General features: G+C 52.1%; 24 protein-coding genes. 7 read left to right on the top strand and 17 right to left on the bottom strand.

Annotated features, from left to right (window positions below):
- Positions 1-7: 7 nt before the first annotated feature.
- From OGY33_RS20570 to ttrS, 5 genes are all read right to left on the bottom strand, one after another.
- Complete coding sequence (locus OGY33_RS20570) at positions 8-2,110, bottom strand: aldehyde ferredoxin oxidoreductase (protein WP_286572234.1); 2,103 nt, start codon at positions 2,108-2,110, stop codon at positions 8-10.
- Between the two features lie 120 nt (positions 2,111-2,230).
- Entirely contained in the window at positions 2,231-2,857 is a 627-nt protein-coding gene (locus tag OGY33_RS20565) for a ferredoxin-like protein (protein ID WP_003029338.1), read from the bottom strand.
- Positions 2,858-3,351: 494 nt separating this feature from the next.
- Positions 3,352-3,561, bottom strand: a complete 210-nt coding sequence (gene fumD / locus OGY33_RS20560; protein WP_003029345.1) for a fumarate hydratase FumD — start codon at positions 3,559-3,561, stop codon at positions 3,352-3,354.
- A 92-nt stretch (positions 3,562-3,653) separates the two neighbouring features.
- Positions 3,654-4,238, bottom strand: coding sequence for a tetrathionate respiration response regulator TtrR (gene ttrR / locus OGY33_RS20555; RefSeq protein ID WP_008784617.1), 585 nt, complete (start codon positions 4,236-4,238; stop codon positions 3,654-3,656).
- Positions 4,213-5,946 carry a tetrathionate respiration histidine kinase TtrS gene (gene ttrS / locus OGY33_RS20550; RefSeq protein WP_103014617.1) on the bottom strand — a complete coding sequence of 578 codons (1,734 nt, stop codon included), beginning with the start codon at positions 5,944-5,946 and terminating at the stop codon, positions 4,213-4,215. The genes ttrR and ttrS overlap by 26 nt, the downstream gene beginning before the upstream one ends.
- A 227-nt stretch (positions 5,947-6,173) precedes the next feature.
- Here ttrS and ttrB point away from each other — a divergent pair, with 227 nt between their 5' ends.
- The 3 genes from ttrB to ttrA are packed head-to-tail and all read left to right on the top strand — an operon-like array spanning position 6,174 to position 10,989.
- Positions 6,174-6,908 (top strand): tetrathionate reductase subunit TtrB, encoded by a 735-nt coding sequence (gene ttrB, locus OGY33_RS20545; RefSeq protein WP_020996438.1) that lies wholly within the window; start codon positions 6,174-6,176, stop codon positions 6,906-6,908.
- Positions 6,909-7,931 carry a tetrathionate reductase subunit TtrC gene (gene ttrC / locus OGY33_RS20540; RefSeq protein WP_001016644.1) on the top strand — a complete coding sequence of 341 codons (1,023 nt, stop codon included), beginning with the start codon at positions 6,909-6,911 and terminating at the stop codon, positions 7,929-7,931.
- Complete coding sequence (gene ttrA / locus OGY33_RS20535) at positions 7,924-10,989, top strand: tetrathionate reductase subunit TtrA (RefSeq protein WP_191238577.1); 3,066 nt, start codon at positions 7,924-7,926, stop codon at positions 10,987-10,989. The genes ttrC and ttrA overlap by 8 nt, the downstream gene beginning before the upstream one ends.
- A 94-nt stretch (positions 10,990-11,083) precedes the next feature.
- On the opposite strand, the gene OGY33_RS20530 is transcribed toward ttrA, so the two are convergent.
- Genes OGY33_RS20530 through OGY33_RS20520 form a run of 3 tightly spaced genes read right to left on the bottom strand, consistent with a single transcriptional unit; the run spans position 11,084 to position 13,601 of the window.
- Positions 11,084-11,896 carry a MetQ/NlpA family ABC transporter substrate-binding protein gene (locus OGY33_RS20530; protein WP_003029358.1) on the bottom strand — a complete coding sequence of 271 codons (813 nt, stop codon included), beginning with the start codon at positions 11,894-11,896 and terminating at the stop codon, positions 11,084-11,086.
- Positions 11,897-11,917: 21 nt separating this feature from the next.
- A complete protein-coding gene (locus OGY33_RS20525) occupies positions 11,918-12,586 on the bottom strand; it encodes a methionine ABC transporter permease (RefSeq protein WP_048214308.1) in 669 nt (222 codons plus the stop codon).
- Positions 12,579-13,601, bottom strand: coding sequence for a methionine ABC transporter ATP-binding protein (locus OGY33_RS20520; protein WP_032943213.1), 1,023 nt, complete (start codon positions 13,599-13,601; stop codon positions 12,579-12,581). Before OGY33_RS20520 ends, OGY33_RS20525 begins: the two co-directional genes overlap by 8 nt.
- Positions 13,602-13,976: 375 nt before the next feature.
- Between OGY33_RS20520 and ynhH the strand changes: the two genes are divergently transcribed.
- From ynhH to lpp, 3 genes are all read left to right on the top strand, one after another.
- Positions 13,977-14,171, top strand: coding sequence for a protein YnhH (gene ynhH, locus OGY33_RS20515; RefSeq protein WP_244293978.1), 195 nt, complete (start codon positions 13,977-13,979; stop codon positions 14,169-14,171).
- A 7-nt stretch (positions 14,172-14,178) separates the two neighbouring features.
- Positions 14,179-15,591, top strand: a complete 1,413-nt coding sequence (gene pykF, locus OGY33_RS20510) for a pyruvate kinase PykF (protein ID WP_286572229.1) — start codon at positions 14,179-14,181, stop codon at positions 15,589-15,591.
- A gap of 309 nt (positions 15,592-15,900) precedes the next feature.
- Positions 15,901-16,137: a murein lipoprotein Lpp gene (gene lpp, locus OGY33_RS20505; RefSeq protein WP_003029373.1), complete on the top strand. Its 237-nt coding sequence runs from the start codon at positions 15,901-15,903 to the stop codon at positions 16,135-16,137.
- 68 nt (positions 16,138-16,205) lie between these two features.
- On the opposite strand, the gene ldtE is transcribed toward lpp, so the two are convergent.
- The 8 genes from ldtE to OGY33_RS20465 all read right to left on the bottom strand — a co-directional run bounded on the left by ldtE (position 16,206) and on the right by OGY33_RS20465 (position 24,217).
- Positions 16,206-17,210, bottom strand: a complete 1,005-nt coding sequence (gene ldtE / locus OGY33_RS20500; protein ID WP_032943210.1) for a L,D-transpeptidase LdtE — start codon at positions 17,208-17,210, stop codon at positions 16,206-16,208.
- A gap of 123 nt (positions 17,211-17,333) precedes the next feature.
- Entirely contained in the window at positions 17,334-17,750 is a 417-nt protein-coding gene (sufE, locus tag OGY33_RS20495; protein WP_003832654.1) for a cysteine desulfuration protein SufE, read from the bottom strand.
- A gap of 12 nt (positions 17,751-17,762) precedes the next feature.
- Positions 17,763-18,983, bottom strand: coding sequence for a cysteine desulfurase SufS (gene sufS / locus OGY33_RS20490; protein ID WP_008784609.1), 1,221 nt, complete (start codon positions 18,981-18,983; stop codon positions 17,763-17,765).
- Positions 18,980-20,251: a Fe-S cluster assembly protein SufD gene (gene sufD, locus OGY33_RS20485; RefSeq protein WP_149607159.1), complete on the bottom strand. Its 1,272-nt coding sequence runs from the start codon at positions 20,249-20,251 to the stop codon at positions 18,980-18,982. Before sufD ends, sufS begins: the two co-directional genes overlap by 4 nt.
- Positions 20,226-20,972 (bottom strand): Fe-S cluster assembly ATPase SufC, encoded by a 747-nt coding sequence (gene sufC, locus OGY33_RS20480; RefSeq protein WP_003832649.1) that lies wholly within the window; start codon positions 20,970-20,972, stop codon positions 20,226-20,228. The genes sufD and sufC overlap by 26 nt, the downstream gene beginning before the upstream one ends.
- A gap of 16 nt (positions 20,973-20,988) precedes the next feature.
- Positions 20,989-22,476 carry a Fe-S cluster assembly protein SufB gene (gene sufB / locus OGY33_RS20475; protein ID WP_020996440.1) on the bottom strand — a complete coding sequence of 496 codons (1,488 nt, stop codon included), beginning with the start codon at positions 22,474-22,476 and terminating at the stop codon, positions 20,989-20,991.
- Between the two features lie 8 nt (positions 22,477-22,484).
- The gene (gene sufA, locus OGY33_RS20470) at positions 22,485-22,853 is read right to left on the bottom strand and encodes a Fe-S cluster assembly scaffold SufA (RefSeq protein WP_003832645.1); all 369 of its coding nucleotides are present in this window, start codon (positions 22,851-22,853) and stop codon (positions 22,485-22,487) included.
- Between the two features lie 488 nt (positions 22,854-23,341).
- Positions 23,342-24,217, bottom strand: a complete 876-nt coding sequence (locus OGY33_RS20465) for a LysR family transcriptional regulator (protein WP_048214311.1) — start codon at positions 24,215-24,217, stop codon at positions 23,342-23,344.
- A gap of 121 nt (positions 24,218-24,338) precedes the next feature.
- Between OGY33_RS20465 and OGY33_RS20460 the strand changes: the two genes are divergently transcribed.
- Positions 24,339-25,190: a Vmh family MBL fold metallo-hydrolase gene (locus OGY33_RS20460; RefSeq protein ID WP_032943195.1), complete on the top strand. Its 852-nt coding sequence runs from the start codon at positions 24,339-24,341 to the stop codon at positions 25,188-25,190.
- A 67-nt stretch (positions 25,191-25,257) separates the two neighbouring features.
- Here OGY33_RS20460 and OGY33_RS20455 read toward each other — a convergent pair whose 3' ends face one another.
- Positions 25,258-25,446 carry a YdiH family protein gene (locus tag OGY33_RS20455; protein WP_003030540.1) on the bottom strand — a complete coding sequence of 63 codons (189 nt, stop codon included), beginning with the start codon at positions 25,444-25,446 and terminating at the stop codon, positions 25,258-25,260.
- Positions 25,447-25,506: the final 60 nt, after the last annotated feature.

Here is a 25,506-nt window from a genome sequence, read left to right as displayed (position 1 = left end):
GCGTTCCTTACGCTGGCAACAGATCCTGCGCAGCCAAATCGGCTGCCACGTCTTCAAGTCCGAGTCGATTCAGGGTTTCACGCGTTGGGCAACCCAACTCGGGATCCCAGCCCATTTCCTGATAGAACATCGTCAGTGACTGGCGCATATCCTCCCTGTCCATCTTGTCGGTGCCTTCGGTGAAGACCGGAATTTTCGGATCTTTATCAAACACCCAGGAGCAGATGAGATCGTGTTCATTACGCATATCTTTGGTTTGCATCAGTTTGACCGTATAGGCACGATGCAGGGTAAAGATGCGTTCAGCGGCCAGGTCCAGACTCGCCTGCGTGGTTTCATCACCGGTGACTGCCTGGAAGAATTTCGCTTCCAGATCCAAATCTCCGCGATAGTTGCGGCTCTTGAGTGGTGAAACCGTCATCGGCCAAACCCAGTTACACAGCGTAACCGCGTTATGCAGGCAGACTTTCAGCAGCGTCCATTTGGCATATTTGATCTTGGCGGCATTGATTGGGGTATAGTTTTTGGTTTCGTCGTAGGCGTCCTGCGACCCAAATAACTCACCCGCCACTTCGCGCTGTAATTTCAGCGGCAAACCGGAACCGATGAAGTTGATATGGGTGTGCGCCATACAGTCACGGTTAAACATACAGTTGGTGATCGCCCCCACCTGCGCCGAGGCTTCGTTTGCATGGTGGACCGGAAAACCAAACGGCGACCACAGTTTATTTTTGGCATAACCCCAGTACTCTTCGCCCAAATCCCAGCGTTCAGCAATGGCATACGAACCGTCCGCAAGATGACTGAGTTCCCCCACGCGATGCGCCAGTCGATAGTAGAAATCTTTGATAAAGTTAGGATCGCCCGCCTCCAGTTGATCCCAACGGATCTCCGCGTACTCTTCGGCTGGCAGCACGCGTTTAAAGACGCCTTTCGAATAACAGTAGGTAAAGTCACGGTGCAGCTGGCCGTAGTTACACCAGATACCGTAATCGTCAAACAGGTTCAGTCCGATCAGGTTCCCTACGACTCGCCCATCGTCTTTATCGTCAAAATCTTTCGGGCCATTGGGGAAAATGGTGGTGTGAACAAAGTTCGCCACGCAGGTGTTGCCGCCGGTACTCGGCACGCCAAAATCCTTCACCCGCGGGACATTGAGCTGCGACATACAACGAATAGGGCATGAATGGCAGCCGCTCATTTTGACCGTGTATTTTTCTGCGGCTGGCCCCAGATCGAACACCGATTTATAGGTACGGAAACCCACTGTATTTTGGTTGCCTGGCGGGATTTCACCGGTTTCGATTGGCCCCCCTTCTGCCGCGCCCCAGAAAAGTCCCTTACGGGCTGTCCAGCGCGAGTTTGGCGAAGAGTATTCTGCCCAGGCCTGCGGGGTGCTTGGCACAACGTGGTTGTTGTTGGCGCCGATAAGCTCGGTCATCATGTAGTCATTGAGACGCTTCATCTCTTTACGATCGGCAATGTTGACGCCTTTGGTCCCTTCTACCGCAATGGCCTTCAGGTTTTTAGAACCCATCACCGCACCCGTACCTGCACCGCCGCTGTGGTTGCGGCTGTTGATCATGCAGGACAGTGGCACCAGATTCTCACCCGCCTGCCCAATAGCGGCAACGCAGGTTTCCGGGCTGGTAATCCGACAAATCTCTTCGGTTGTGGCGCGAGTCCCCTTGCCCCACAAGAAATCGGCTTTTTCGATGCTGACTTTATCGTCTTTGATGTTGATCCAGACCGGTGATGCGGACTTGCCTTCAATAATAATGGCGTCGTAACCGGCGAATTTCATTTGTGCAGCAAAGAAACCGCCCATATGGGCATCTACGACTAAGTTACCTTTAGTAAACGTCGATAAGGAGGTGATATTGACGCGGGAGCTACAGGGAGCGCCTGACCCCGTCAATGGTCCGGTGGCAAAAACCAGTTTATTCCCTTCATCAAAAGGCATGGTGCCTAGCGGGACTTCGTCGTACATAATTTTATAACCAAAGCCCATCCCACCGACAAATTTTTTAAATTTACTGGAATCTTCAAGGGTGATATTACCCGTGGTGAGATTGACCCGTAAAATATTACCTGTCCAACCATTAGCCATCATGTTTTCCTTTGCAAGAAGGTTTAATAGATATACCCGCCATTCTTAAGGCAGCTTTTTTATCCAAAACTGCAGTATTTTTGGCAATTAATGGCGCGAATCAGGTATGCCTGTTATCTATCAAACAGTAATATCTTTCCACTCGATAATTTTTAATGCCCCAGTCGGACAAGCATTGGCGCATTCTCCGCATAACACACATTTTGAGGATTTTTTCGTTTCGGTATTTACGGTCGCCATCATCCACGGGCAGGCTGTGGTACACGCGCTACAGCCAATACAGCGTTTGTGGTCCACCGCAATACAACCGTCTTCTTGTTTCCAGGTAATTGCACCAATTGGGCAGACCTTCATGCACTGCGGATCTTTACATTGTCGGCAGGTATCAGCGGTATAGTTTAAATCGCCATACAGCCCACCACCGGACCCGACGCCATCATCGCCAAAGAAGAAATTGCGATGGATTTTTATCCGGGAAAAGAAGGTCCCTACGGCACCATCGTTATAATTGGTACAGGATATTTCACAGCGGTGACAGCCCGTACAGCGGGCTCGCTGGGTCACCAGAACCCCTTTCGGCGTATTGATAAGCCCCACGGTCCCACTATCGACATCTTCCTGCTTACAACCAAATAGGGATAACAGCGCGGGGGCAATCGTTAATCCTGCCAGTCCTTTCCCTGATATCCGCAGGAATTCTAGTCGCGTTAAACCACAATCTAAAAATGGACGATCAACCTGGTTCATTTATTTCGCATCCTCTTCGCAAATGCTGTGGTAGCAACACATCCAAGCTAATTTAAACCAGCGCAGCTCAAGCCATATCGGGCGGTTAATGTTGCCAACAACACGTAAATTTTTGCCCTAACCTGATCGCGTAAATGACGGTGGTTAAACTGAATGAATCTAATCCTTTAGGGTTAGGCGCAGAAATAATGTGGTTATTCAGCATACATAGTCTTGATCGTCATCAATTAAAAAACGGAAGGGATATAATTAATGCGGAGTGAGATTTATTATCATTAAGAAATGGAGTGAAATAGCAGCCCATTTAAATTACAAATATTTGTGAACCCTCTCCCAAATATAATATTGCACGGCCACCGATATATAAATAAATACATATCGTTTTATAGTTCTCTACAACCAATTATTAACGGAGATAAATTATATAGATTGATAGATTAACGTATCGAGAATAAGAGGACGGCAAAAAATTTCTGCGGTCCTCTTTTTATGAATTAACCGGCCAATGCTTTAATTACAGTCTCAATAGCCTGTTTTTCTAACTCACTGCGCTTCACGCGCTGGTTAGCAAGGGTGGTTCTCAGTACTCCCGCAATGACGATATGCTTAGGTTCTTGTCCCAGATCGCGCATTTCCAGCACTACTTTACCGACTACTCTGCACATTTCACGGTACAACTCGTCGTCTTTCGTCTGATTTCCCATTTTTGCCCGCTCGTCATTAACTCAAACCAACAGCATATATCACTCTGACGATTTAGACAAAATTCAATGAAAATCAAATAAATGTCATCATTCTACTGAACTCTCTGAAGTCGATTAACGAGCTCAGCAAGACTTCCTGCCTGCATTTTTTCCATCACCCGCGCACGGTGTACCTCAACCGTGCGCACGGCAATATTCATGGCATCAGCAATTTCCCGATTCATTAACCCTTTTGCTACCAGATGCGCCAGTTCCCGTTCTTTTGGCGTAAGTTGTTGGTAGCATGAGATGATCTCTTGTCGCGAGAACGCCGCTGCCGAGACCTGCAAGGCATGTTCTAATGCTGCCTGCAGCGGCACGGCTGACACCGGTTTTTGCAAAAAATCGACCGCGCCACGTTTCATTTGCTCAACCGCCATCGGCACGTCGCCGTGCCCGGTGAGAAAGACCACCGCCAGCGTACTTGCTTTCTGACGCATGATTTCATGCACAGCGTGCCCATCCAGTACCGGCATACGCATATCCAGCAGTAGTACGCCCACCTGGTGCAGATTTGCCTCGGCGAGGAATTTCTCGCCTTGCTCCCAGCAAGACACTTCATATCCCAGACTTTCCAATAAAAACGCACAGGCCTGGGTAACAGCAATGTCGTCATCCAGCAGATGAATTATCGCCACTACGGCCTCCTTCCTGATTTGGCTTAAAATACAATGTCACTCTCGCCCCCGCTTTGCCGTCCGGGGCCTGCTGATTTTTGATCTCAATATCTCCGTTTGCGTAGCGCACCAGTCGCTGACAAATGGCCAGTCCTAGTCCCATACCTTCTTTGCGGGTGGTCATAAACGGCTGAAACGCCTGATACAACTGAGCCTCGTCAATGCCTCCGGCATTATCCTGCACCTGAATACGCACGCCACCATCCTTATGCAGGGCGCTAAACCATACCGTCGTAGCGCCTGCCTGGGCGGCATTGAGTACCAGATTAGCCAGCACCTGCTCAAGAAGAACGCTTGGCAGCATCAACGTTAACGCCTTGCTAACCTGCGTGTGCAGCGTTACTGCCGGGAATTGCTGGGGCATGCGCAGTAATTGCCAGACGTGATGGATAGCATCGTGAACGTTGATGGCTTGCCAGTCATCGGAGAGTACCGGATTGCCCTGTGCCTGGCTGACCCACTGTCGGAGATTGCGCAGCGTATCGGCTCCTCGTTGTGCCTGGGCGTCTATGTGCTCAAGCGCGGGCAGCAACGGATGCTGCTCATCCTGACCACGCAGGCGAATTAGACAGCCTTGGGCATAATGACGGATAGCAGACAACGGCTGATTGAGTTCATGGGCAAAACCGGAGGTCATCTCCCCCAGCACGCTCATTTGGCGGGCAGTCTCCAGCGCCTGTTCCTGTTTGTGCAACAACACGTTGTTCCGCTCCAGCTGCCTGCCACGTCGGCGAACCAACAGCATCACCCAGATGTAATTGAGCGTAAGCAACAGCAATACGATGACCACGCCCCCCATCGCCAGTCGGTGTTGAATAAACCAGCTTTTGACATCCAGCCACAGCTGACGCTGCTGCGGATGCTGTCGGACGTCGCGCAGCAACGCTTCTACTTCACGGGTCGAGGCGGGCGCACCCCAGCGAAACGTCGCGTTTTGCGGTGCATTGAACAGTACCCGCGTGACGCGATCGGCCAGCTCGTCACTCACTGCAGGTAGTGCGGCAAATGACCAGTCCGGATAGAGCGGCGTACTGGTTAAACAGGGAATTGAAGTCGGATGATTCAACACGGTCATAAAATCGGTTTTACGGATGAGGCCTTCTTCATCCATTTTTTCCAGCAGGCACACCGGCACGATCACCGCCTGCACGGCTTTTTCACGTAATAAATAGAGTAAGGCATCGGCGGGAAATCCGGTAAACGTCAGACGTAAATCACGTTCAGGGCGCAGACCGGCATCACTGAGCGCTTTATATCCCAGCAAATAGCCGCCAAACGCCTGAGCATCAATGGCGCCAACCGTTTTGCCGATCAGATCGTGTGCGGAGGTTAACCCACTGTCGCGCCTGACGAGAATGGCGCTGCCAATCACGTTACTGGTGGCTTTCCCACCACGGGTGGATCGTAACGACGCCAGCCAGCGTAGCGCTGAGCGGCTGTTAAGCTGGACAAACTGCGCCGGATTGGTGACCACAAAGTGTACCGTTCCACGATTCACCGCCTCCTGCATCTGCCGCAGGTCCAGCGGTTGAATATGAAACTGCTCACCGGGGATTTGCTGATTCAACAAGGTTTCCAGCGGCTGCCAGTGATTACGTGTAGAAACCTCCCCGCGCATCGCCAAAACGCCAATGTTCCATGTCTGCGCCCTGACCGCGCCGCTTAGCATCCACAGCGACGCCAGTACCGTCAGACATCTTACTACGTTGCGTCCCACTCAATTATCCCTGTCAATTATGTTGTTTTAGATCAACAACAAGCCGGGTATGTGGTTAACCACAATAGAGTATACCCCGTCACGATTTTTACACTGTAAATCATTGAGATTCTTTATTCATCACACGCAAATCAACGGCGTGACCAATGTTTCGTTGTTGCATCGTGACGGGAGAAAATATGGACAGCAGTAAACGGCAGTTTCTCCAGCAACTGGGCGTCCTGACCGCTGGCGCATCACTGGTTCCGCTGGCTCAGGCGCAATTTCCCTTTTCGCCAGAACGCCACGAAGGCTCACAACAGCATCGCTATGCCATGCTGGTTGACCTGCGACGCTGTATCGGCTGCCAGGCCTGTACCGTCAGTTGCGCCATTGAAAACCAGACGCCACAGGGCGAATTTCGTACCCTCGTCAACCAGTATCAAGTACAGATTGAAGGCCAGCAAAGCGTTACCAACGTCCTGCTGCCGCGCCTGTGCAACCATTGTGATAATCCCCCTTGCGTGCCCGTTTGCCCGGTACAAGCCACTTTCCAACGCGAAGACGGCATTGTGGTGGTCGACAACACACGCTGCGTGGGCTGCGCCTATTGCGTGCAGGCCTGCCCTTATGATGCGCGATTCATCAACCATGAAACGCAAACCGCCGATAAATGTACCTTTTGCGTTCACCGCCTAGAAGCGGGGCTGCTCCCGGCCTGTGTGGAATCCTGCGTCGGCGGCGCGCGCATCATTGGCGATATTAAAGATCCGCACAGCCGCATTTCACAAATGCTGCATGAACACCATGACGCCATCAAAGTCCTGAAGCCGGAAAGCGGTACGTCTCCTCACGTGTTCTATCTGGGACTGGATGAGGCGTTTGTCACCCCATTGATGGGACGAGCTCAACCCGCTCTCTGGCAGGAGGTTTAAATGAACCATTCACTGATTATCGACGAGGTTCTGGCCCATCCTCAGGACGTAAGCTGGTTACCCTGGGCCGTACAATATTTCTTTTTCATCGGCATTGCCGCCTGCGCCGCGCTGTTCGCATGCGTTCTCCACTGGCGCAAAAAAGAAACGGCAGACCTGGAGAATCTGACGCTGCTAATCGCCCTGACCTGCGCGATTACCGCGCCGCTGGCGCTGACCGCTGATCTACACCAAACCGCCCGCGTCTGGCACTTCTATGCGTATCCGACGCCATGGTCCTGGATGCCGTGGGGCGCGCTGTTTTTACCGCTGTTTACCGGTTTTTTAGGTCTATGGTTTCTGGCGCAGCATGTGAAACGGCTAACGCTAAAAAGTTACAGTGTCACAAAATGGTTAGCACTTGGTAGCGCGCTGTCCGCCATCGGATTGCTGGTTTACACCGGCCGTGAAGTGTCGGTGGTACAGGCGCGTCCCATTTGGTTCAGTTACGCCTTTCCGGTTGCGATGTTCCTCAGCGCGCTGCAAACATTTCTTGCCCTGCTTATTGCCACGACAAATAGCAAGGACGCACTACCGCGTAAGCTAGCGTGGGGGCAAATGGTTACGTTGATCGCGCTGGCTATCGTGGTGGCGATCTGGGCGAGTGGAAATACGCTTTCCGGTTCGGCTATCCGTCAGTGGCTGGATGTTGCCTCTTCAGCACAACACTACGCTATCGGTTGGGTTGCGCTATGGCTTGTTTCGCTTGCTCTTTGCGGGTTGGTTGTACGTTACCCCTTATCGCTACCGCTGCGCATATTACTCGCTTTTAGCGCTATGGCGCTGTGCTGGCTAATGCGCTGGACGTTACTCATCCAGGTGCAGACCGTACCGAAATTTAACGCGCAGTTTAATCCCTATACCCTGCCCGGCGGCACCGATGGCTGGCTGGCTATTGTGGGTACCTTCGGCCTGTGGATAGCACTGATTATTATTGTTCGTGAAGCCCTGAACGCGATCGCAAGGAGAATGCAACATGGCTAATTTAACCCGTCGTCAGTGGCTTAAAGTCGGCCTTGCCGTAGGTGGCATGGTGACTTTTGGCCTGAGTTATCGGGATGTGGCAAAGCGCGCGATAGACGGTTTGTTGGACGGAACCTCGGGCAAAATTACCCGTGACCGCATTTTTGCCAACGCGCTCATCCCCGAAGCCAACGCCCGGCCTCACTGGCAGCAAAACCCGCAGCAGGTGATCTCGATGACGCAGTGCTTTGGTTGCTGGACGCAGTGTGGTGTACGGGTTCGCGTTGACACTGAGCAAGGCAAAGTGCTGCGCATTGCGGGCAACCCTTATCATCCGTTGTCGCACGAGCACCATATAGACGCCTCTGTCCCCTTTGCCACGGCAATGGAACAGTTGACCGGGGAGTCAGGTCTTGACGCACGTTCTACCGCCTGCGCCCGTGGTGCAACCTTACTCGAAGGTCTGTACAGCCCGCTACGTATTCTGGAGCCTATGAAGCGCGTCGGTAAACGCGGTGAAGGAAAATGGCAGCGCATCAGCTTCGAACAACTGATCAAAGAGGTGGTGGAAGGTGGCGATTTGTTTGGTGAAGGCCACGTTGATGGTCTGAGAGCCATCCACGATCCCACTACACCGCTTGATGCGAAACATCCCGGCTTTGGCCCAAAATCCAATCAACTGCTGGTCACCAATACCAGCGATGAAGGACGTGATACCTTTTTACGTCGCTTCGCACTGAACAGTTTCGGCAGTAAAAACTTCGGCGCTCATGGCGCTTACTGCGGTCTGGCCTATCGGGCCGGTTCAGGTGCGTTAATGGGCGATCTGGATAAAAATACCCACGTAAAACCCGACTGGGATAACGTCGAATTCGCACTGTTTATGGGCACCTCTCCGGCGCAATCCGGCAACCCGTTTAAGCGCCAGGCCCGCCAGCTGGCCAGCGCCCGTTTACGTGACGACTTCCGCTATGTTGTGGTGGCGCCAGCCCTGCCATTAACCACGGTGCTGGCTGACGATCGCGGCCACTGGCAGCCCGTACGACCGGGAAGCGACTCCGCGCTGGCTATGGGGATGATAAGCTGGATTATCGATAAACAACGCTATAACGCTGATTATCTCGCCATTCCCGGCGTGCAGGCCATGCAGCAGGCAGGAGAAAAAAGCTGGACTAATGCAACGCATCTGGTGATTACCGATGAAATTCCAACGCTTGCCGGACAACACCTGACCCTCGCCCATCTGAGTGCAAACGCAGCCCAGGAGCCGATGGTCGTCAACGAGGCCGGTGAGATTGTCGTCGCCAGCAGTTGCCCGCGCGCTCAGCTGTTTGTTACCCGTGAAGTGACGCTGGCCGACGGGCAGACAGTAACGGTAAAAAGCAGCTTCCAGTGTCTGCGTGAGTCCGCAGAGAAACTGTCGCTAACGCAGTACAGCCAGCAGTGTGGGGTGTCAGAAGCAGACATTGCCGCTCTGGCCGACGCATTCACCCGCCACGGGCGTAAAGCGGCGGTGATCACGCACGGCGGAATGATGGCAGGCAATGGATTTTATAACGCCTGGTCGGTGATGATGCTCAATGCGCTTATTGGTAACCTCAGCCTTGAAGGCGGCGTGTTCGTCGGCGGCGGCAAGTTTAATGGCGCCACCGACGGTCCGCGCTACAACATGGACAGCTTCGCCGGGAAGGTAAAACCGAAAGGGTTAAGCATCGCGCGCAGTAAAACCGCTTATGAGTCTTCGGAAGAGTACCGCAATAAGGTGGCTGCCGGGCAATCGCCCTTCCCGGCTAAAGCGCCGTGGTATCCGTTTGTCGCCGGTCAGCTTACCGAACTCCTCGTCTCGGCGCTTGAAGGTTACCCTTATCCGCTGAAAGCCTGGATCTCCAACATGACCAACCCGTTTTACGGCATTGCGGGGTTACGCGGCGTGGCGGAAGAAAAGCTCAAGGATCCTGCTCGTCTGCCGCTGTTTATTGCCATTGACGCCTTTATGAACGAAACCACGGCGCTGGCAGATTACATCGTGCCGGATACCCACAACTTCGAAAGCTGGGGATTCAGCGCTCCGTGGGCGGGCGTGGCCAGCAAAGCCACCACCGCGCGTTGGCCAGTTGTCAGATCGGCGACCAGCCTCACGGCTGATGGCCAACCGGCCTCGATGGAGTCTTTCTGTATCGCAGTGGCAAAGCGCATCGGGCTACCTGGATTCGGCGACAATGCAATTACCGATCCGCAAGGTAATCACTATCCGTTGAACCGTGCGGAAGATTACTACCTGCGTCTCGCGGCCAATATTGCGTTTATGGGCAAAGCTCCGGTTGCAGAAGCACAGCCGGAAGACATAGCGCTGACTGGGGTCCAGCGGATCATGCCTGTGATGACCCAAACGTTGAAAACCGATGAAATCGGCCGAGTGGCGTTTATCTACTCCCGCGGCGGGCGCTTTGCGCCGGACAACAGCGGGCGAGTTGATAACCGCGTCGGCAATGCCTGGGAAAAACCGCTCCAAATCTGGAATGCGAACGTCGCCGCGCACCGCCATGCGATTACTGGCGAGCGCTACAGCGGCTGCCCGGCCTGGTATCCATCACGTCTGTCAGATGGACGTGCGGTCGAGGAGTTGTTCCCGGAACAAGAGTGGCCGTTGAAGCTGATTTCCTTCAAATCCAATACCATGTCCAGCGCCACGGCGGTGATCCCACGCCTTCATCATCTGAAGCCGGTTAATCTGGTGGCGCTCAATCCACAGGATGGTCAGCGGTATGGTTTAGCACACGGCGATATCGTGCGTATCACCACCCCTGGTGGTCAGGCGCAAGCGCAGATAAGCCTGCTGCATGGCGTCATGCCGGGTGTCATCGCCATTGAACATGGTTACGGACATAAAGAAATGGGCGCGGCACAGCATACCCTCGACGGTGAGCCGATGGCGTTTGATGAGCAGATTAAGTCGGGGATTAATCTCAACGAATTGGGTTTTGCGGACCCAACCCGACAGGTAGCCAATACCTGGCTTGACTGGGTGTCGGGTGCGTCGGTGCGTCAGGGGTTGCCAGCGAGAATTGAGCGAGTGTAGCTCTGGTGCCGCATGGCATCGCGAACGCGTTTTACCCGGCCTACAGGACATCGTAGGCCGGATAAAGCACTGCCGCCACCCGGCAAAAAGCAGATTAGTTGTTTACCGGGATCACCGCACCTTTATATTTAGTACGGATCCAGTCCTGGATCTCTTTTGAATGCAGGACATCAACCAACGCTACGATATCCTTTTTCTTCTCGTCGCCACGATGCACGGTAATGATGTTGGCATACGGGTTGTTTTCACCACTTTCAACGGCAATAGGATCTTTCACTGGATCCAGCCCGGCGTCGATGGCGTAGTTGGCGTTAATCACCACCGCATCGCCTTCGTCGTTGTTATACATCTGCGGTAACAGCGCGGCTTCCACGTTTGGCAGGAACTTCAGCTTTTTCGGGTTTTCGACGATATCGCTAATGCGCGCGGTTACTTTATCCACGCCCGGCTTCAGCTTGATCACACCCTCTTTTTCGAAAATCGACAGAATACGACCTTCCTCAGATACCGCATCACGCATGATGACTTTGCCGCCTTCCGGCAGATCTTTAAGTGATTTCACTTTTTTCGAATAGATACCAATCGGCTCAATGTGAATCGCTCCGGCGCTAACGAAGTCATACGTTTTATCGCCTGCATGGTCTTTAATCACGCTGTTCAGGTACGGAATATGCTGGAAGTAGTTGGCATCAATCTCACGGCCAGCCAGCGCAGTGTTCGGCAGAATGTAATCCTGGAACGGTTTAATCTCCAGATCGATCCCCTGCTTCGCCAGAATCGGTTTGGCCTGTTCAAGGATCTCCGCATGCGGCACGTTAGACGCGCCAACGGTCAGAGTATCAGCCCAGGAGGCAAAGCTCAGGGCGCTTAAGGTTGCTGCGGCGAGTAACGTCAGTGATTTTTTCATGATAATGGTTTCCGTATTTTATTAGCGTTTATCTAACAGAGAGGTGATCACATCGCCGCAAAGCTGGATGATGAAGACAATGAGCAAAATCGTCACCGTCGCCACCAGCGTGACGTCGCTGTGGTTGCGCTGGAATCCTTCCAGATAGGCCAAATTCCCTAAACCACCGGCACCAATTACCCCTGCCATCGCGCTGTAGCTAACCAACGCAATTAGCGTCACGGTGATCCCGGACACCAGAGCAGGAGAGGATTCCGGCAGTAAAACTCGAAAAATAAGCGTGCTCAGCCGTGCGCCCATCGAACGCGTCGCTTCAATAACGCCTTTATCCACTTCACGCAGAGCGATTTCGACCAGACGCGCATAAAACGGCGCGGCCCCCACGATCAGCGCAGGCAACGCGGCATTGGCGCCGAGAATGGTGCCTACCATCGCTTTGGTAAACGGGATCAGCAGCACGATCAAAATGATGAATGGGATCGAACGAAAGATATTCACCACCAGTGAAATAGCACTATATACCGCACGATTAGGGAACAATCCGCCGCGCGCTGTCAGGAACAATGCCAGGCCAAGCGCGATGCCCAGAATAAAGGTCGCCGCCCCCGAAAGAGCTGTCATATACAGCGTTTCCTGGGTTGCCGCTAACAGTTGATCCCACTTCAGATGGGGAAACAGTTCTTCAGCCATGTTGAATCACCTCGCCTTCAATGTCGCTCTGGCGCAGGTCGGCCAAAATATTGTTCAATTGTTCCTCAGAGGCCACCACGTGCACCCAGAGTTGACCAAACACGCCGTGTGCGGTTTGCGTCATTTTGCCGTGCAAGATGTTGAACGGCAGGCCATAGCGCAGGGTCAATTCCCCAACCACAGGCCGATGGGTACGTTGCCCGGTAAAGGTTAATTTGATAACCACCCCACCCAACTCGCTTGCCAGCTGCGGATTAAACTCGTCTTCTTCGGTGTACTGGCTCACCTGACGAACAAACTGTCGGGTAATAGGCTGCTGAGGATGGGTAAAGACGCTGAGCACATCACCTTCCTCAACGACCTTGCCGTTTTCCATTACCGCGACGCGATCGCAGATTTTGCGTACCACGTGCATTTCATGAGTGATCAGCACAATGGTCAATTTGAAGCGACGGTTTATATCGAGGAGTAAATCGAGGATCTGATCGGTAGTTTGCGGATCCAGCGCCGAGGTGGCTTCGTCACACAGCAGGACATCTGGATTGTTCGCCAGCGCACGAGCAATTCCTACACGCTGTTTTTGCCCACCGCTGAGCTGGGAAGGATACGCATTTTCACGACCGCTCAGCCCAACCAGAGTAATCAGTTCAGCAACCCGCGTTTTGATGGACGCTTTGGACGCACCGGCGATTTGCATAGAGAACGCAATATTTTCGCTAACGGTCCGCGACCACAACAAATTGAAGTGTTGAAACACCATGCTGATTTTCAGTCGCGCCTGGCGTAACGATTCCCCACTGGCGGCCGAGATATCGTGGCCGTTAATCGTCACGCTGCCGGAAGTTGGTTTTTCGAGACCATTGAGCAAACGAATTAAGGTGCTTTTACCTGCCCCGCTGTAACCAATAATGCCGTAAATCTGCCCCTGTTCAACCGTCAGGTTGACGTTATCGACAGCGGTGATGGCAAGCCTGCCTGGCGTAAACACTTTCGAAATATTTTTCAGGACAATCATGTCGTTTAGGTATCCGCTGCTACTTATTGTTCTTCTGCTAGCGCTTTTAGCTGTTTAGCAGTATGGATGTCCAAACGAGTGTAATCAGTGGAATTGGCTTTTAAAATGAATTAAAACGCATTTGATATAACTTTTAGAAATATAGTGCTGCATCGACGTCAACAGCATAAAACGTAGTCATCGAGATGTTAAATGCTGTTTGTTGCGCAACAAATCGCAACGCCGGATAACCTCTTTATCCATACCGATGAACAAATTAATGAATAATTTTTGTAAAACTTCACAGAAGTGTTTTGAAACGCTGTTTCCATTTTCCTTTTTGATAATTTTCAGCGTATAATGCGCGCCAATTGTCTCTTGAATGGTTTCAGCACATTGACCTGTAAAACTCAACGACTACAGAACTCACCATCCCGTTGGGCTGAAACACAAGCACACATTCCTCTGCACGCTTTTTCGATGTCACCTATCCTTAGAGCGAGGCATCACAACTTTCGTAACTCAGGTTTAGCTTCCCATCCGTGCGCGATGGGAGCCAGATTTCCATATCCTTCTCAACTTAAAGACTAAGACTGTCATGAAAAAGACGAAAATTGTTTGCACCATCGGTCCGAAAACCGAATCCGAAGAGATGTTAACCAAAATGCTGGACGCGGGCATGAACGTCATGCGTCTGAACTTCTCCCACGGCGACTACGCAGAACACGGTCAGCGCATCAAGAATTTGCGCAACGTTATGAGCAAAACCGGCAAGAAAGCCGCAATCCTGCTCGACACCAAAGGTCCGGAAATCCGTACCATCAAACTGGAAGGCGGTAACGACGTTTCCCTGAAAGCGGGCCAGACCTTCACCTTCACCACCGACAAATCTGTCGTAGGCAACAACGAAATCGTTGCTGTAACTTACGAAGGCTTCACTAAAGATCTGTCTGTCGGCAACACCGTTCTGGTTGACGATGGTCTGATCGGCATGGAAGTTACCGCCATCGAAGGTAACAAAGTTATCTGTAAAGTGCTGAACAACGGCGACCTGGGCGAAAACAAAGGCGTTAACCTGCCGGGCGTTTCCATCGCGCTGCCAGCACTGGCTGAAAAAGACAAACAAGACCTGATCTTCGGTTGCGAGCAAGGCGTTGACTTCGTTGCAGCGTCCTTTATCCGTAAGCGTTCTGACGTCGTTGAAATCCGTGAGCACCTGAAAGCGCACGGCGGCGAAAACATCCAGATCATCTCCAAAATCGAAAACCAGGAAGGCCTGAACAACTTCGACGAAATCCTCGAAGCGTCTGACGGCATCATGGTTGCGCGTGGCGATATGGGCGTTGAGATCCCGGTTGAAGAAGTTATCTTCGCGCAGAAGATGATCATCGAAAAATGTATCCGTGCACGTAAAGTCGTTATCACTGCGACCCAGATGCTGGACTCCATGATCAAAAACCCGCGTCCGACCCGCGCTGAAGCCGGTGACGTAGCGAACGCCATCCTCGACGGTACCGACGCAGTAATGCTGTCTGGCGAGTCTGCAAAAGGTAAATACCCTCTGGAAGCCGTTACCATCATGGCGACCATCTGTGAGCGTACTGACCGTGTGATGACCAGCCGTCTGGACTTCAACAACGACAGCCGCAAACTGCGCATCACCGAAGCCGTTTGCCGTGGCGCGGTTGAAACTGCTGAAAAACTGGACGCGCCGCTGATCGTCGTCGCAACCCAGGGTGGTAAATCCGCTCGCGCAGTACGTAAATACTTCCCGGATGCCACCATCCTGGCGCTGACCACCAACGAAACTACCGCGCGTCAGCTGGTGCTGAGCAAAGGCGTTGTTGCACAGGTGGTTAAAGAAATCAACTCTACCGATGATTTCTATCGTCTGGGTAAAGAAGTCGCTCTGGAAAGCGGTCTGGCTCAGAAAGGTGACGTTGTGGTTATGGTTTCTGGTGCACTGGTTCCGAGCGGCACCACCAACACCGCATCCGTTCACGTGCTGTAATAATTCCATCGCGAATTAATTTGCTTAAAAAAGCGCCCTGGTGGCGCTTTTTTTATTTTATCGATAGCCACAATTAATAAAAAATCAAATCGGATTTCACTATCTAATCCGTGATTATCTAAGATGAATCCGATGGAAGCTTTCTGTTTTCACTCGGGTTTTTAGCCGTTTTTGCACAATTCGATGCTTCTTTGAGCGAACGATCAAAAATAAGTGCATTCCCATCAAAAAAATATTCTCAACATAAAAAAGTTTGTGTAATACTTGTAACGCTACATGGAGATTAACTCAATCTAGAGGGTATTAATAATGAATCGTACTAAACTGGTACTGGGCGCGGTAATCCTGGGTTCTACTCTGCTGGCAGGTTGCTCCAGCAACGCTAAAATCGATCAGCTGTCTTCTGACGTTCAGACTCTGAACGCTAAAGTTGACCAGCTGAGCAACGACGTGAACGCAATGCGTTCCGACGTTCAGGCTGCTAAAGATGACGCAGCTCGCGCTAACCAGCGTCTGGACAACGCAGCTACTAAATACCGCAAGTAATAGTATCTGTGTAATAAAAATGGCGCACATTGTGCGCCATTTTTTTTGCTCTGAATTCCCCTTCCCTGTTATTGCGTAGCGCGCACCTCAGCATCTCCTCCCGGCACGCCATTTTGCGCAGACTTCACTTCTGGCCCATTGCTCGCGACCGATGCTTGCCCGGCAGTGACGGTGACCGGATAACCTGCGCGACGATACAACGCCCTTTCCACCAGACTGTTATCCACCGCTTTATTGTCTTTAAACTGGGTAAAACCGGCTGGCAGCACATACGGCATGGTCTGGACGTTTTGTTCCTCTTCCGGCGACAGCGGTCGATGCACTTCGACATACCTCATGCCGTTCGGCTCAATCGAATATTTTATCGGCTCATTAATCACCCTCACCGGCGTGCCTGTGCGGACCTGAGCAAACAGTGCTTTAATGTCCGGCGCGTTCATGCGAATACAACCAGAACTCACACGCAGGCCCACGCTGTCCGGCGCGCTGGTGCCATGGATCAGATACTCACCGTTTCCATGCGCCAGACGCAGTGCAAAGCGTCCTAACGGGTTATTTGGCCCGGCAGGTACAACAGGCGGTAATGTGATGCCGCGCTCCAGAGAGCGTTTACGGATGCCTGGTGTAGGGGTCCAGGTAGGATTCGGGATTTTCTGCCCAACCCGGGTTTCCATTACCGGCGTTTCCAGCCCCTGCAAACCGATACCAATTGGGAATACCTGAACAATATTCTCTCCTGGCGGGAAGTAATACAGACGCAGTTCCGCCAGATTCACAATAATGCCTTCGCGTGGTGCATCCGGCAGCAGTAATTGTGAGGGAATAGTAATCAGGGTTCCGGGTTTAGGTACGGGGGCAATAGTGTTGTTGGCTTCAAGGATCAGCATGGCAGCGGTATCAAACTTACGGGCTATCGCCTGTAGGTTTTTATCGCCTTCCTGCACGGTGTAGGTTTGGTTTTGCCCAACAAGGCGGCTGTTCGCCTGGGGCAAAGGATAATCGACCGCCCATGCGGCCTGAATAGCGCTGTAAGCGCCGATTAGCATTAACGTAATAACAGACGCGCGTTTCATACTCACTCACCCCCCTGGCGTTCTTGCCGGACGGCGGCGAGCGCCCAATCCGGCTTACGAGTCACTGCGTTGCCTTACACGAACGCTTTCAAGTCGGTCTGAAAGTTAACGTGTTTTATCAGTTTAGCTAAGAGTTGCGGCTTTGGCGCGAATAGCCCGAATCATCGCCTCCAGCCCTTGTGAACGAGACGGCGTGAGGTGCTGTGCGAGCGCCATTTTTTCAAACCACGGACGCACATCAAAATTCACAATATCCTGGGCCGTCATGCGATCATACAAAATGAACACCACGGCAATAAGTCCTTTCACAATTGCCGCATCACTGTCGCCCTGTAATTCAATAATCCCTTCGCCATTCTGGTTCATAACAATCCATACCTGACTTTGACATCCCTGGATGCTATTTTCCGGGCAGCGTAAGTCGTCGTTTAATTCCGGCAAACGCTGACCCAGCTCAATAATGTACAGGTATTTCTCTTCCCAATTAGCGCAACGCAGAAAATTACGCAACAACTTTTCTTTATCCGGTAGCGCAGCCATAACGCCTCCCTGTTAGCCCAGTAAGTGATGAATACGCTTGAGGCCCGTTACCAGGCGATCCACTTCTTCATGGGTGTTGTACATTGCAATCGACGCCCGGCACATAGCAGGAACGTTATAGTAGGCCATCAGCGGCATAGCGCAGTGATGCCCCGTCCGCACGGCTATTCCATAGTTATCAAGAAAACTGCCGACGTCAAAGGCGTGATGTTTACCAAGGTTAAATGCAATCACACCCAGGCGGTTATCCGGTCCGTAGAGTGTCAAATCCGGCACATCCGCCAGTTGCTCCAACGCATAGCGCATCATGAACTGTTCATATTCGCTGATTTCAGTAAGCCCCAGTGCTGAAACATACTCAATAGCCGCGCCGAGTCCGATAATACCTCCGGTATTTGGCGTTCCGGCTTCAAAACGCCAGGGGGCTTTAGCCCACGTTGTTCCCTGACTCAAACTCACCGTCGCAATCATTGAACCACCGCCTTCCCAGGGTGGCATCTCCTGCAACAGCGACTCTCTGGCATACAGAACGCCAATACCGGTTGGTCCATAAAGTTTATGCCCGGAGAAAACATAAAAATCGCAATCCAGTGCCTGGACATCCACCTGATGATGCATCACCGCCTGTGCGCCATCCACCAACACTTTTGCGCCGTATTGATGCGCCAGCTCAATCATTTCCGATAACGGGTTCTCGGTACCCAACACGTTAGAAACGTGGGTAATCGCCAGCAGTTGCGTACGATCGTCAAACAGCGTCGGCAGCGTCTCCAGCTGCAACGTACCATCGGCATTGAGCGGAATAACGCGCAGCTCTGCCCCTACGCGGGCACACAGCATCTGCCAGGGCACAATATTGGCGTGGTGCTCCATTTCGCTGATGATAATGTTATCGCCCGCTCGCACATTGCTGCTGCCCCAGCTGTTCGCCACCAGATTGATGCCTTCCGTCGTACCACGAACAAACACCAGCTCTTCCGCTGAGCGGGCGTTAATAAACAACGAGGCAAGCTTGCGCACATTTTCCATTTTTTCCGTGGCCTGGGCGCTCAGCGTATGAATACCGCGGTGGACCGCCGCATAGCCGTGACGATAAAACTCGGCCTCGGCATCAATCACCTGATTGGGTTTTTGCGCGCTGGCAGCGCTGTCCAGATACGCCAACGGTAAACCGTTCACTTCACGCGTCAGGACCGGAAAGTCTGCCCGTACTTTTTCAATGGGAAATGTCATGCTGCGCCTCCCGGCAAGCGTTGGGCGATCCGCGCCAGTACCTGTTGTTTCAGCGTTTCATCGCCCAGGGCTTCCGTCAGCTCAGCGGCAAACGCATAGAGAATCATGTGTTGAGCATCCTGCTGGCCGATCCCTCGCGAACGCAGATAGAACATCTGTTCGTCGTCGATCCGTCCTACCGTCGCCCCGTGGCTGCATTTCACATCGTCGGCGTAAATTTCGAGCTGTGGCTTGGTATCCACCTCCGCCAGCTTTCCGAGCAACAAATTATTGTTGGTCATCTGACCGTCGGTTTTGATGGCGTGCTGGGCGACGTTGATCAGACCATTGAAGACCGCTCGTCCCTTATCGCTGACAATCGTTTTATGCAGTTGGCGACTGTTGCAATACCCTTTGTTGTGCTCAAGCCAGGTCCGTGTATCACAGACTTCATTTTTCACCGGCATCGCCAGACTGTTCAGCCGAAGCGTGGTGTTTTCACCGTTAAGCTGCGTACTGGTGTTATGGCGCAATACCGCATCACCAAGCAAGAAGCTGTGGCTAACGGCAGTAGCATCCGCGCCCAATTGAATGTCATTATGCGCGAAGTGGTGACTAAACGGATTTTCGAACACCAGTTTGATATGGCGCAAATGGGCGTTTGCCGCGACGTTCATCGTTAAGCGTGCGCCGGTGAAATGGCGACGCTCGCTGAGGCTGGCATAGTGTTCAATGACGGTGGCTTCTGCGCCTTCCGCTAGCTCCAGATGGTGGCGATAGTGCGCCGTATTCACCTCATCGCCCGCCAGCCCCTGGGTTATGTGCAGCAGCAGCAGCGGTTTCGCGGGGCGCTGGTTACGCTTCACCTGAATGTGCGTTACGCTACGGGACAGGCTTTCGGTAAGGTGCAAAAACACTTCCGGTTGGATAGCCGCTGGCAGCACCTGGCGCGCATCGTCAATGGTAATGTCAAAACCGCTACCGTCTGTACTGTCGCTGAGCGTCGGAGAGAATTGCCCGTCAACAAATACCAGTCGTACAGCATCAATTGTCGGCGACAACGCTGCACATTGGGCTGACGTTATCTCAGCGACATGACTGACAAACTGGCTGTTGGTTAATCCCTCCAGCGGCGTGTATTTCCAGTCCTCATGTTTACGCGTTGGCAGCCCCAGACGCAGCATCTGTTGCAAGTGCTGCTGCGCATGGTGTGAGCGTGTCTCCCCTTGCGTCTCAAACAGATGGTGCCACTGTTGCAGCACGTTACTGCTGTTCGCTAAGCCAGCCATAACCTTGCTCCTCCAGTTGTTTGACCAGCGTAAAATCACCGGACTTCACAATTCGCCCCTGGTAGAGAACGTGAACAAAATCGGGTTTGATATAGTCCAGGATGCGCTGATAGTGAGTGACGATAATGAATGAGCGTTTCCCGTCACGCAGCGAGTTCACGCCATCCGCAACGATTTTCAGCGCATCAATATCCAGCCCGGAATCTGACTCATCAAGAATGCATAACTGAGGCTCCAGCACGGCCATTTGCAGAATGTCATTACGTTTTTTCTCACCGCCGGAGAAACCGACGTTTACCGAGCGCGTGAGCAAATCCTCCGGCATCTTCAGCAGCGCTATTTTCTCTTCCATCAGATCCTGGAAGTCGAATCGATCCAGCGACTCTTCGCCACGGTAACTTCGCACCGCATTCAGCGCCGTTTGCAGGAAAAACTGGTTACTGACGCCAGGGATTTCCACCGGATACTGGAATGCCATAAAGATCCCTTCACCGGCCCGGTCTTCCGGCGACAGTTCCAGTAAATCCTTGCCGTTGAACTCTACCGTTCCGCCAGTGACGTCGTAGTCTTCCCGTCCAGCGAGAGTTGCGGAAAGCGTACTTTTCCCCGAACCGTTTGGTCCCATAATGGCGTGAACTTCTCCGGGTCGAACCTCAAGGCTCAACCCACGCAGGATCGCCTTATCTTCCACACTGACCTGTAAATCTTTGATGCTTAACATGTGCTTTCCTTAAAATTTAACCGACGCTGTGCTCAAGACTTATGGCGAGAAGTTTTTGCGCTTCCACAGCAAACTCCAGCGGCAGTTCAGAGAACACGTCTTTACAGAAACCATTCACGATCATCGAAATGGCATCCTCTTCACTGATGCCGCGCTGCAGGCAGTAAAACAACTGGTCTTCACCAATACGCGACGTGGTGGCTTCATGTTCAAGCTGGGCGCTATTGTTACGACACTCCACATACGGGAAGGTGTGTGCCCCACAATCCGCACCGATCAACATCGAATCGCATTGGGTATAGTTGCGTGCGTTAGTAGCGGTCGGCATGATTTTCACTAAGCCGCGATAACTGTTCTGGCTGTGTCCGGCGGAGATCCCTTTCGAGATAATGGTCGATTTGGTGTTTTTGCCAATGTGGATCATTTTGGTGCCGGTATCGGCCTGCTGATGTCCACTGGTCAGCGCGACGGAGTAGAATTCGCCGATCGAGTTGTCGCCACGCAAAATGCAGCTTGGGTATTTCCAGGTAATGGCCGAGCCGGTTTCCGACTGCGTCCACGACATTTTGCTGTTTTCGCCTTCGCAGAGTGCACGCTTGGTGACGAAATTCAAAATACCGCCCGTATTGCCATCGCCGGGAAACCAGTTTTGCACCGTGGAGTATTTCACTTCGGCATCTTTGTGAATGATGACTTCCACCACCGCCGCGTGTAGTTGGTAACTGTCGCGCACCGGGGCTGAACAGCCTTCGATATAGCTGACGTAGCTGCCCTCATCCGCAACCAGAATGGTGCGTTCAAACTGCCCGGTTTTTTCCGCATTGATACGGAAATAGGTCGACAGCTCCATTGGGCAACGTACGCCTTTCGGTACATAAATAAACGTGCCGTCAGATGCCACCGCCGCATTCAGCGCGGCAAAGAAATTGTCATTGCCGGGGACAACCGTGCCCAGGTACTGTTTTACCAGCTCAGGATGATCGTGAATGGCCTCACCGAACGAACAGAAAATAATGCCCTGCTCCGCCAGTTTGTCGCGATAGGTGGTCGCTACCGATACCGAGTCGAAAATAGCATCAACCGCCACTTCTTTGCCTTCACGTACCGGCACGCCAAGCTGTTCGAATGCGTCCTCAACCTCTTTGCTTAAAAATGCATTCGCGCCCGTTTGCTGTACCGCTCCCGGTTCGGACGCACAGGTTTCATCGCAGTTACCGCAGGAAGGTGCGGAGTAATAGCTATACTCCTGATAATTCAGTTTGTCGTAATGCGCTTTAAGCCAGTGTGGTTCTTCCATGGTCAGCCACGCTTTAAAGGCATTCAGGCGAAATTCCAGCATCCAGTCGGGTTCATTTCGTTTTGCCGAAATCGCGCGCACGACATCTTCATTGATCCCTTTTGCCAGCTCATCGGTTTGCAGTTGGGTGAAGAAGCCCTCTTTGTAATTAAGGTGCCCGCCAGCCCAGGTGTTGACATCGTCAGTTGCTTCAGTATTACGAGACATAGTACCGCCTATACCCCAAAACTTTCGCCACAGCCGCATTCGTTCTGGGCTTTCGGGTTATGAAATTTAAATAACTGGTTTAATCCTTCGCGAACGAAATCGACTTCTGTACCGTCAATGAACGGCATCGCCTGCAACGGCACATAAAGTCTGGCGCCCTCCGTTTCAAACAGCAGATCGTCTTTTTCGGGTTGGCGGACGGTATCCAGCACGTAGCCGAATCCCGCGCACCCTGTTTGCTTCACACCTAGACGCACACCCAACATGTCAGGTTGCTTTGCCACCAGTTCACGGATATGCGCCGCAGCCGCTGGCGTTAACGTCAGCCCACGCCAGGCAAAATCGTCCGGGTTAAATGTTCCTGAATGCAATTCCATAGAGTTACCTCGAGTCACTAGCTTTTAAGCTATAACACCATGTTAGTGATAATGATTATCACTTCAACCCCTCAACAGCAGGGGCATTCGGGTTAATCGCCCTTTCTGACTACTTTTACTAAGCATAGACCCTGCAGCGAGGGTTTACAGGGATGGATTATTTTGTTCAATGCATTGATTAATAATGGATTATGAAAATCCAATCGTTCAGTCAGGTCAAATGACAAAAGATGTATAGAAAATGTCTATTTAAAGGATAGGTGGGGATGAAGGTAGGGAAAAACAATTCAAATAATAAACAAACAACAAAAAACCCTTAAGTCTGCTTGCTGGCAGGCTTAAGGGTTCCGGCCCCATCCGGCGCTTATCTCCGGCACTCATATTGGCTTAGCTCTTGAAGGGGCGATAAGAAGAATCTCATACACCGATTAGTTTTTTTTAACACTAATTGCGGTTTGACTATTTTATAAACGCGTTCAATCACATATTTAACGCTGTGCCTCACTGAGCGTGTCCAGCAGCAGGCGTAGCCCTGCGGGTTGATGTTCACGTGAAAGGTATAAACCATAAATCGGCAGGCATTTAGGTTGAAGTTCTGGCAGTAATCGAATTAGCTTTCCCTGCTCCAGCCCTTCCTGCGCCTCCAGCTCTGGCACCAACGCGATCCCCATTCCGGCCACCGCCGACTCGCAGAGCAGCGAAGAGATCCCTGCACTCAAATTCCCTTTAATTGCAACGGAGACAGACTGCCCCTGAGGATCCAAAAAGTGCCAGGATTGTCCGGCAAAACCGCTGTAGTACAGGCAATTGTGCCGTGTGAGATCGTCGATTGTCTCAGGTGTGCCATGTTGATGCAGATAATCTGCAGACGCGCAAAGCACCGATTTACAGTCGCCCAACCGACGGGCAATAGTCCCTGGCTCTGGATTATCTGTTATGCGGATCGCCACATCGATGCGTTCCCCCACAAGGCTTACCGGTTGATTATTGATCTCCACCTCAATACGTAATTGCGGATATTGCGCCATAAACGTCGGCAGAACCGGAGCAAGAATATGCATCGCGGTAAAATGGGCGCAGGCTACACGTAGCGTGCCGGAGGGAATTTGCGCGGCACTGGCGGCACCAATATCCAGCGAAAGTTGCGCCAGAGAACGTGTTTTCACTAATGCCTCTTCACCCGCTGGCGTGATCGTCAAGCGACGCGATGAGCGATGGATAAGCCTTGCGCCTGCCCATTTTTCCATCTCGTCGAGATAACGACTGACCATCGGACGGGAAAGCCCCAACGCACGCGCGGCTGCGCTCAGGCTACCCAAATCACAGATATGGTTGAATACCGTTGCCGCCATCACTCTGTCCATTGTTCCCATCCGATCGTTTTATGAAACTCAGCATGTCCTAATGAGGGAATTCTAACAGATCCGAATATCCTTAAAATACGGGAACTATCAAAAGACAATTTCCTGCACAAGGTTACCTGGTATGAAAGTTAAAACTCTGGCTCTGCTGTTACCTCTGTTTGCGTCTTCAGCTTTCGCCGCGCCGCTACAGCTGGACGTCTATAATCCACAGGATAAGGCTATTTTCCCGGTTTCTTCGACGCTGGTGTCTGGCCCAAAAGAGGCGATTTTGTTTGACGCCCAGTTCAGTACCAAAGATGGCGAACAACTGGTGCAAATGATTCGAGCCAGCGGTAAAACGCTGAAGGCTATTGTGATCACCTCCGGCGATCCGGATTTCTATTTTGGTTTGCAGCCCATCGTTGAGGCCTTCCCACAGGTAAAAGTCCTGGCAACGCCGCAGGTGGTAGACCATATCCGCGCCACCAAAGAGGCCAAGCTGCAGTTCTGGGGCCCGCAAATGAAGGACGGCGCACCAACATCGCTCACCGTTCCGCAGGCGACTACGCAAACGCAGTTCACGGTTGATGACGAAACGCTGGAACTGCGTCACGCCAACGATTATGCAGCGTATATCTGGATCCCGGCGAATCGAGCCATTATTGGCGGCACAGGCGTGGCTTCAGGTATTCACGTCTGGACGGCGGATACACAGTCTGAACAACAACGTAGTGCATGGCGTAGCGTACTGAGCGAAATGCAGAGCTTACAGCCCACTCAGGTGGTACCGGGTCATTACATTGGCGACCGCCCAACCGGTGATAAAGCTATTCGCTTCACCCAGGACTATTTGCAGTCGTTTGAGCAGGCGCTAGGGGCGAAAAAAGGATCGGGTTATGTGATTAAAACCATGACGGCAGCATGGCCAGGCCTTGCAGACGTAAGCTCGCTGGAACTAAGTGCAAAAGTTAACAGCGGCGAGATGAAGTGGTAATGAAGATTTAAGGCAAAAAATAACCCCGAACGCGTGTCGGGGTTTCGTTACGATAAGCATACCGGAATCAATGAACGCCCATGCGCCAGGCAAAATAGATCTCTTCTTTCAGTTCAGTGGAAGAGAGCGCCAACAGATCTGCAAACTCCAGCTCAAGCTGTTTCAGCCTTTTCAGGTACTGAGCCGGTGAAAGATCGGTTTTATCACGACGTAAAAATTCTATTGCCAGTTGGGCAGGGTCTAATTGGGTAGACATATCATCCTCGCTTGTGTTCAAAACCTGCACAGTATAACACCATTCCCTGTGCAGATAATG

The organism is Citrobacter sp. Cpo032, from assembly GCF_030332975.1.
In the GTDB taxonomy this organism is placed as follows: Bacteria; Pseudomonadota; Gammaproteobacteria; order Enterobacterales; family Enterobacteriaceae; genus Citrobacter; species Citrobacter portucalensis.
The sequence above is the reverse complement of the archived record's forward strand: the minus strand, read 5'-3'. Positions and strand labels throughout refer to the sequence as shown.

Excerpts from the sequence above, each read along its gene's own strand:
- OGY33_RS20570 (WP_286572234.1), bottom strand. The coding sequence starts at position 2,110 with ATGGCTAATGGTTGGACAGGTAATATTTTACGGGTCAATCTCACCACG.
- OGY33_RS20565 (WP_003029338.1), bottom strand. The coding sequence starts at position 2,857 with ATGAACCAGGTTGATCGTCCATTTTTAGATTGTGGTTTAACGCGACTA.
- fumD (WP_003029345.1), bottom strand. The coding sequence starts at position 3,561 with ATGGGAAATCAGACGAAAGACGACGAGTTGTACCGTGAAATGTGCAGA.
- ttrS (WP_103014617.1), bottom strand. The coding sequence starts at position 5,946 with ATGCTAAGCGGCGCGGTCAGGGCGCAGACATGGAACATTGGCGTTTTG.
- ttrB (WP_020996438.1), top strand. The coding sequence starts at position 6,174 with ATGGACAGCAGTAAACGGCAGTTTCTCCAGCAACTGGGCGTCCTGACC.
- ttrC (WP_001016644.1), top strand. The coding sequence starts at position 6,909 with ATGAACCATTCACTGATTATCGACGAGGTTCTGGCCCATCCTCAGGAC.
- ttrA (WP_191238577.1), top strand. The coding sequence starts at position 7,924 with ATGGCTAATTTAACCCGTCGTCAGTGGCTTAAAGTCGGCCTTGCCGTA.
- OGY33_RS20530 (WP_003029358.1), bottom strand. The coding sequence starts at position 11,896 with ATGAAAAAATCACTGACGTTACTCGCCGCAGCAACCTTAAGCGCCCTG.
- OGY33_RS20525 (WP_048214308.1), bottom strand. The coding sequence starts at position 12,586 with ATGGCTGAAGAACTGTTTCCCCATCTGAAGTGGGATCAACTGTTAGCG.
- OGY33_RS20520 (WP_032943213.1), bottom strand. The coding sequence starts at position 13,601 with ATGATTGTCCTGAAAAATATTTCGAAAGTGTTTACGCCAGGCAGGCTT.
- pykF (WP_286572229.1), top strand. The coding sequence starts at position 14,179 with ATGAAAAAGACGAAAATTGTTTGCACCATCGGTCCGAAAACCGAATCC.
- lpp (WP_003029373.1), top strand. The coding sequence starts at position 15,901 with ATGAATCGTACTAAACTGGTACTGGGCGCGGTAATCCTGGGTTCTACT.
- ldtE (WP_032943210.1), bottom strand. The coding sequence starts at position 17,210 with ATGAAACGCGCGTCTGTTATTACGTTAATGCTAATCGGCGCTTACAGC.
- sufE (WP_003832654.1), bottom strand. The coding sequence starts at position 17,750 with ATGGCTGCGCTACCGGATAAAGAAAAGTTGTTGCGTAATTTTCTGCGT.
- sufS (WP_008784609.1), bottom strand. The coding sequence starts at position 18,983 with ATGACATTTCCCATTGAAAAAGTACGGGCAGACTTTCCGGTCCTGACG.
- sufD (WP_149607159.1), bottom strand. The coding sequence starts at position 20,251 with ATGGCTGGCTTAGCGAACAGCAGTAACGTGCTGCAACAGTGGCACCAT.
- sufC (WP_003832649.1), bottom strand. The coding sequence starts at position 20,972 with ATGTTAAGCATCAAAGATTTACAGGTCAGTGTGGAAGATAAGGCGATC.
- sufB (WP_020996440.1), bottom strand. The coding sequence starts at position 22,476 with ATGTCTCGTAATACTGAAGCAACTGACGATGTCAACACCTGGGCTGGC.
- sufA (WP_003832645.1), bottom strand. The coding sequence starts at position 22,853 with ATGGAATTGCATTCAGGAACATTTAACCCGGACGATTTTGCCTGGCGT.
- OGY33_RS20465 (WP_048214311.1), bottom strand. The coding sequence starts at position 24,217 with ATGGACAGAGTGATGGCGGCAACGGTATTCAACCATATCTGTGATTTG.
- OGY33_RS20460 (WP_032943195.1), top strand. The coding sequence starts at position 24,339 with ATGAAAGTTAAAACTCTGGCTCTGCTGTTACCTCTGTTTGCGTCTTCA.
- OGY33_RS20455 (WP_003030540.1), bottom strand. The coding sequence starts at position 25,446 with ATGTCTACCCAATTAGACCCTGCCCAACTGGCAATAGAATTTTTACGT.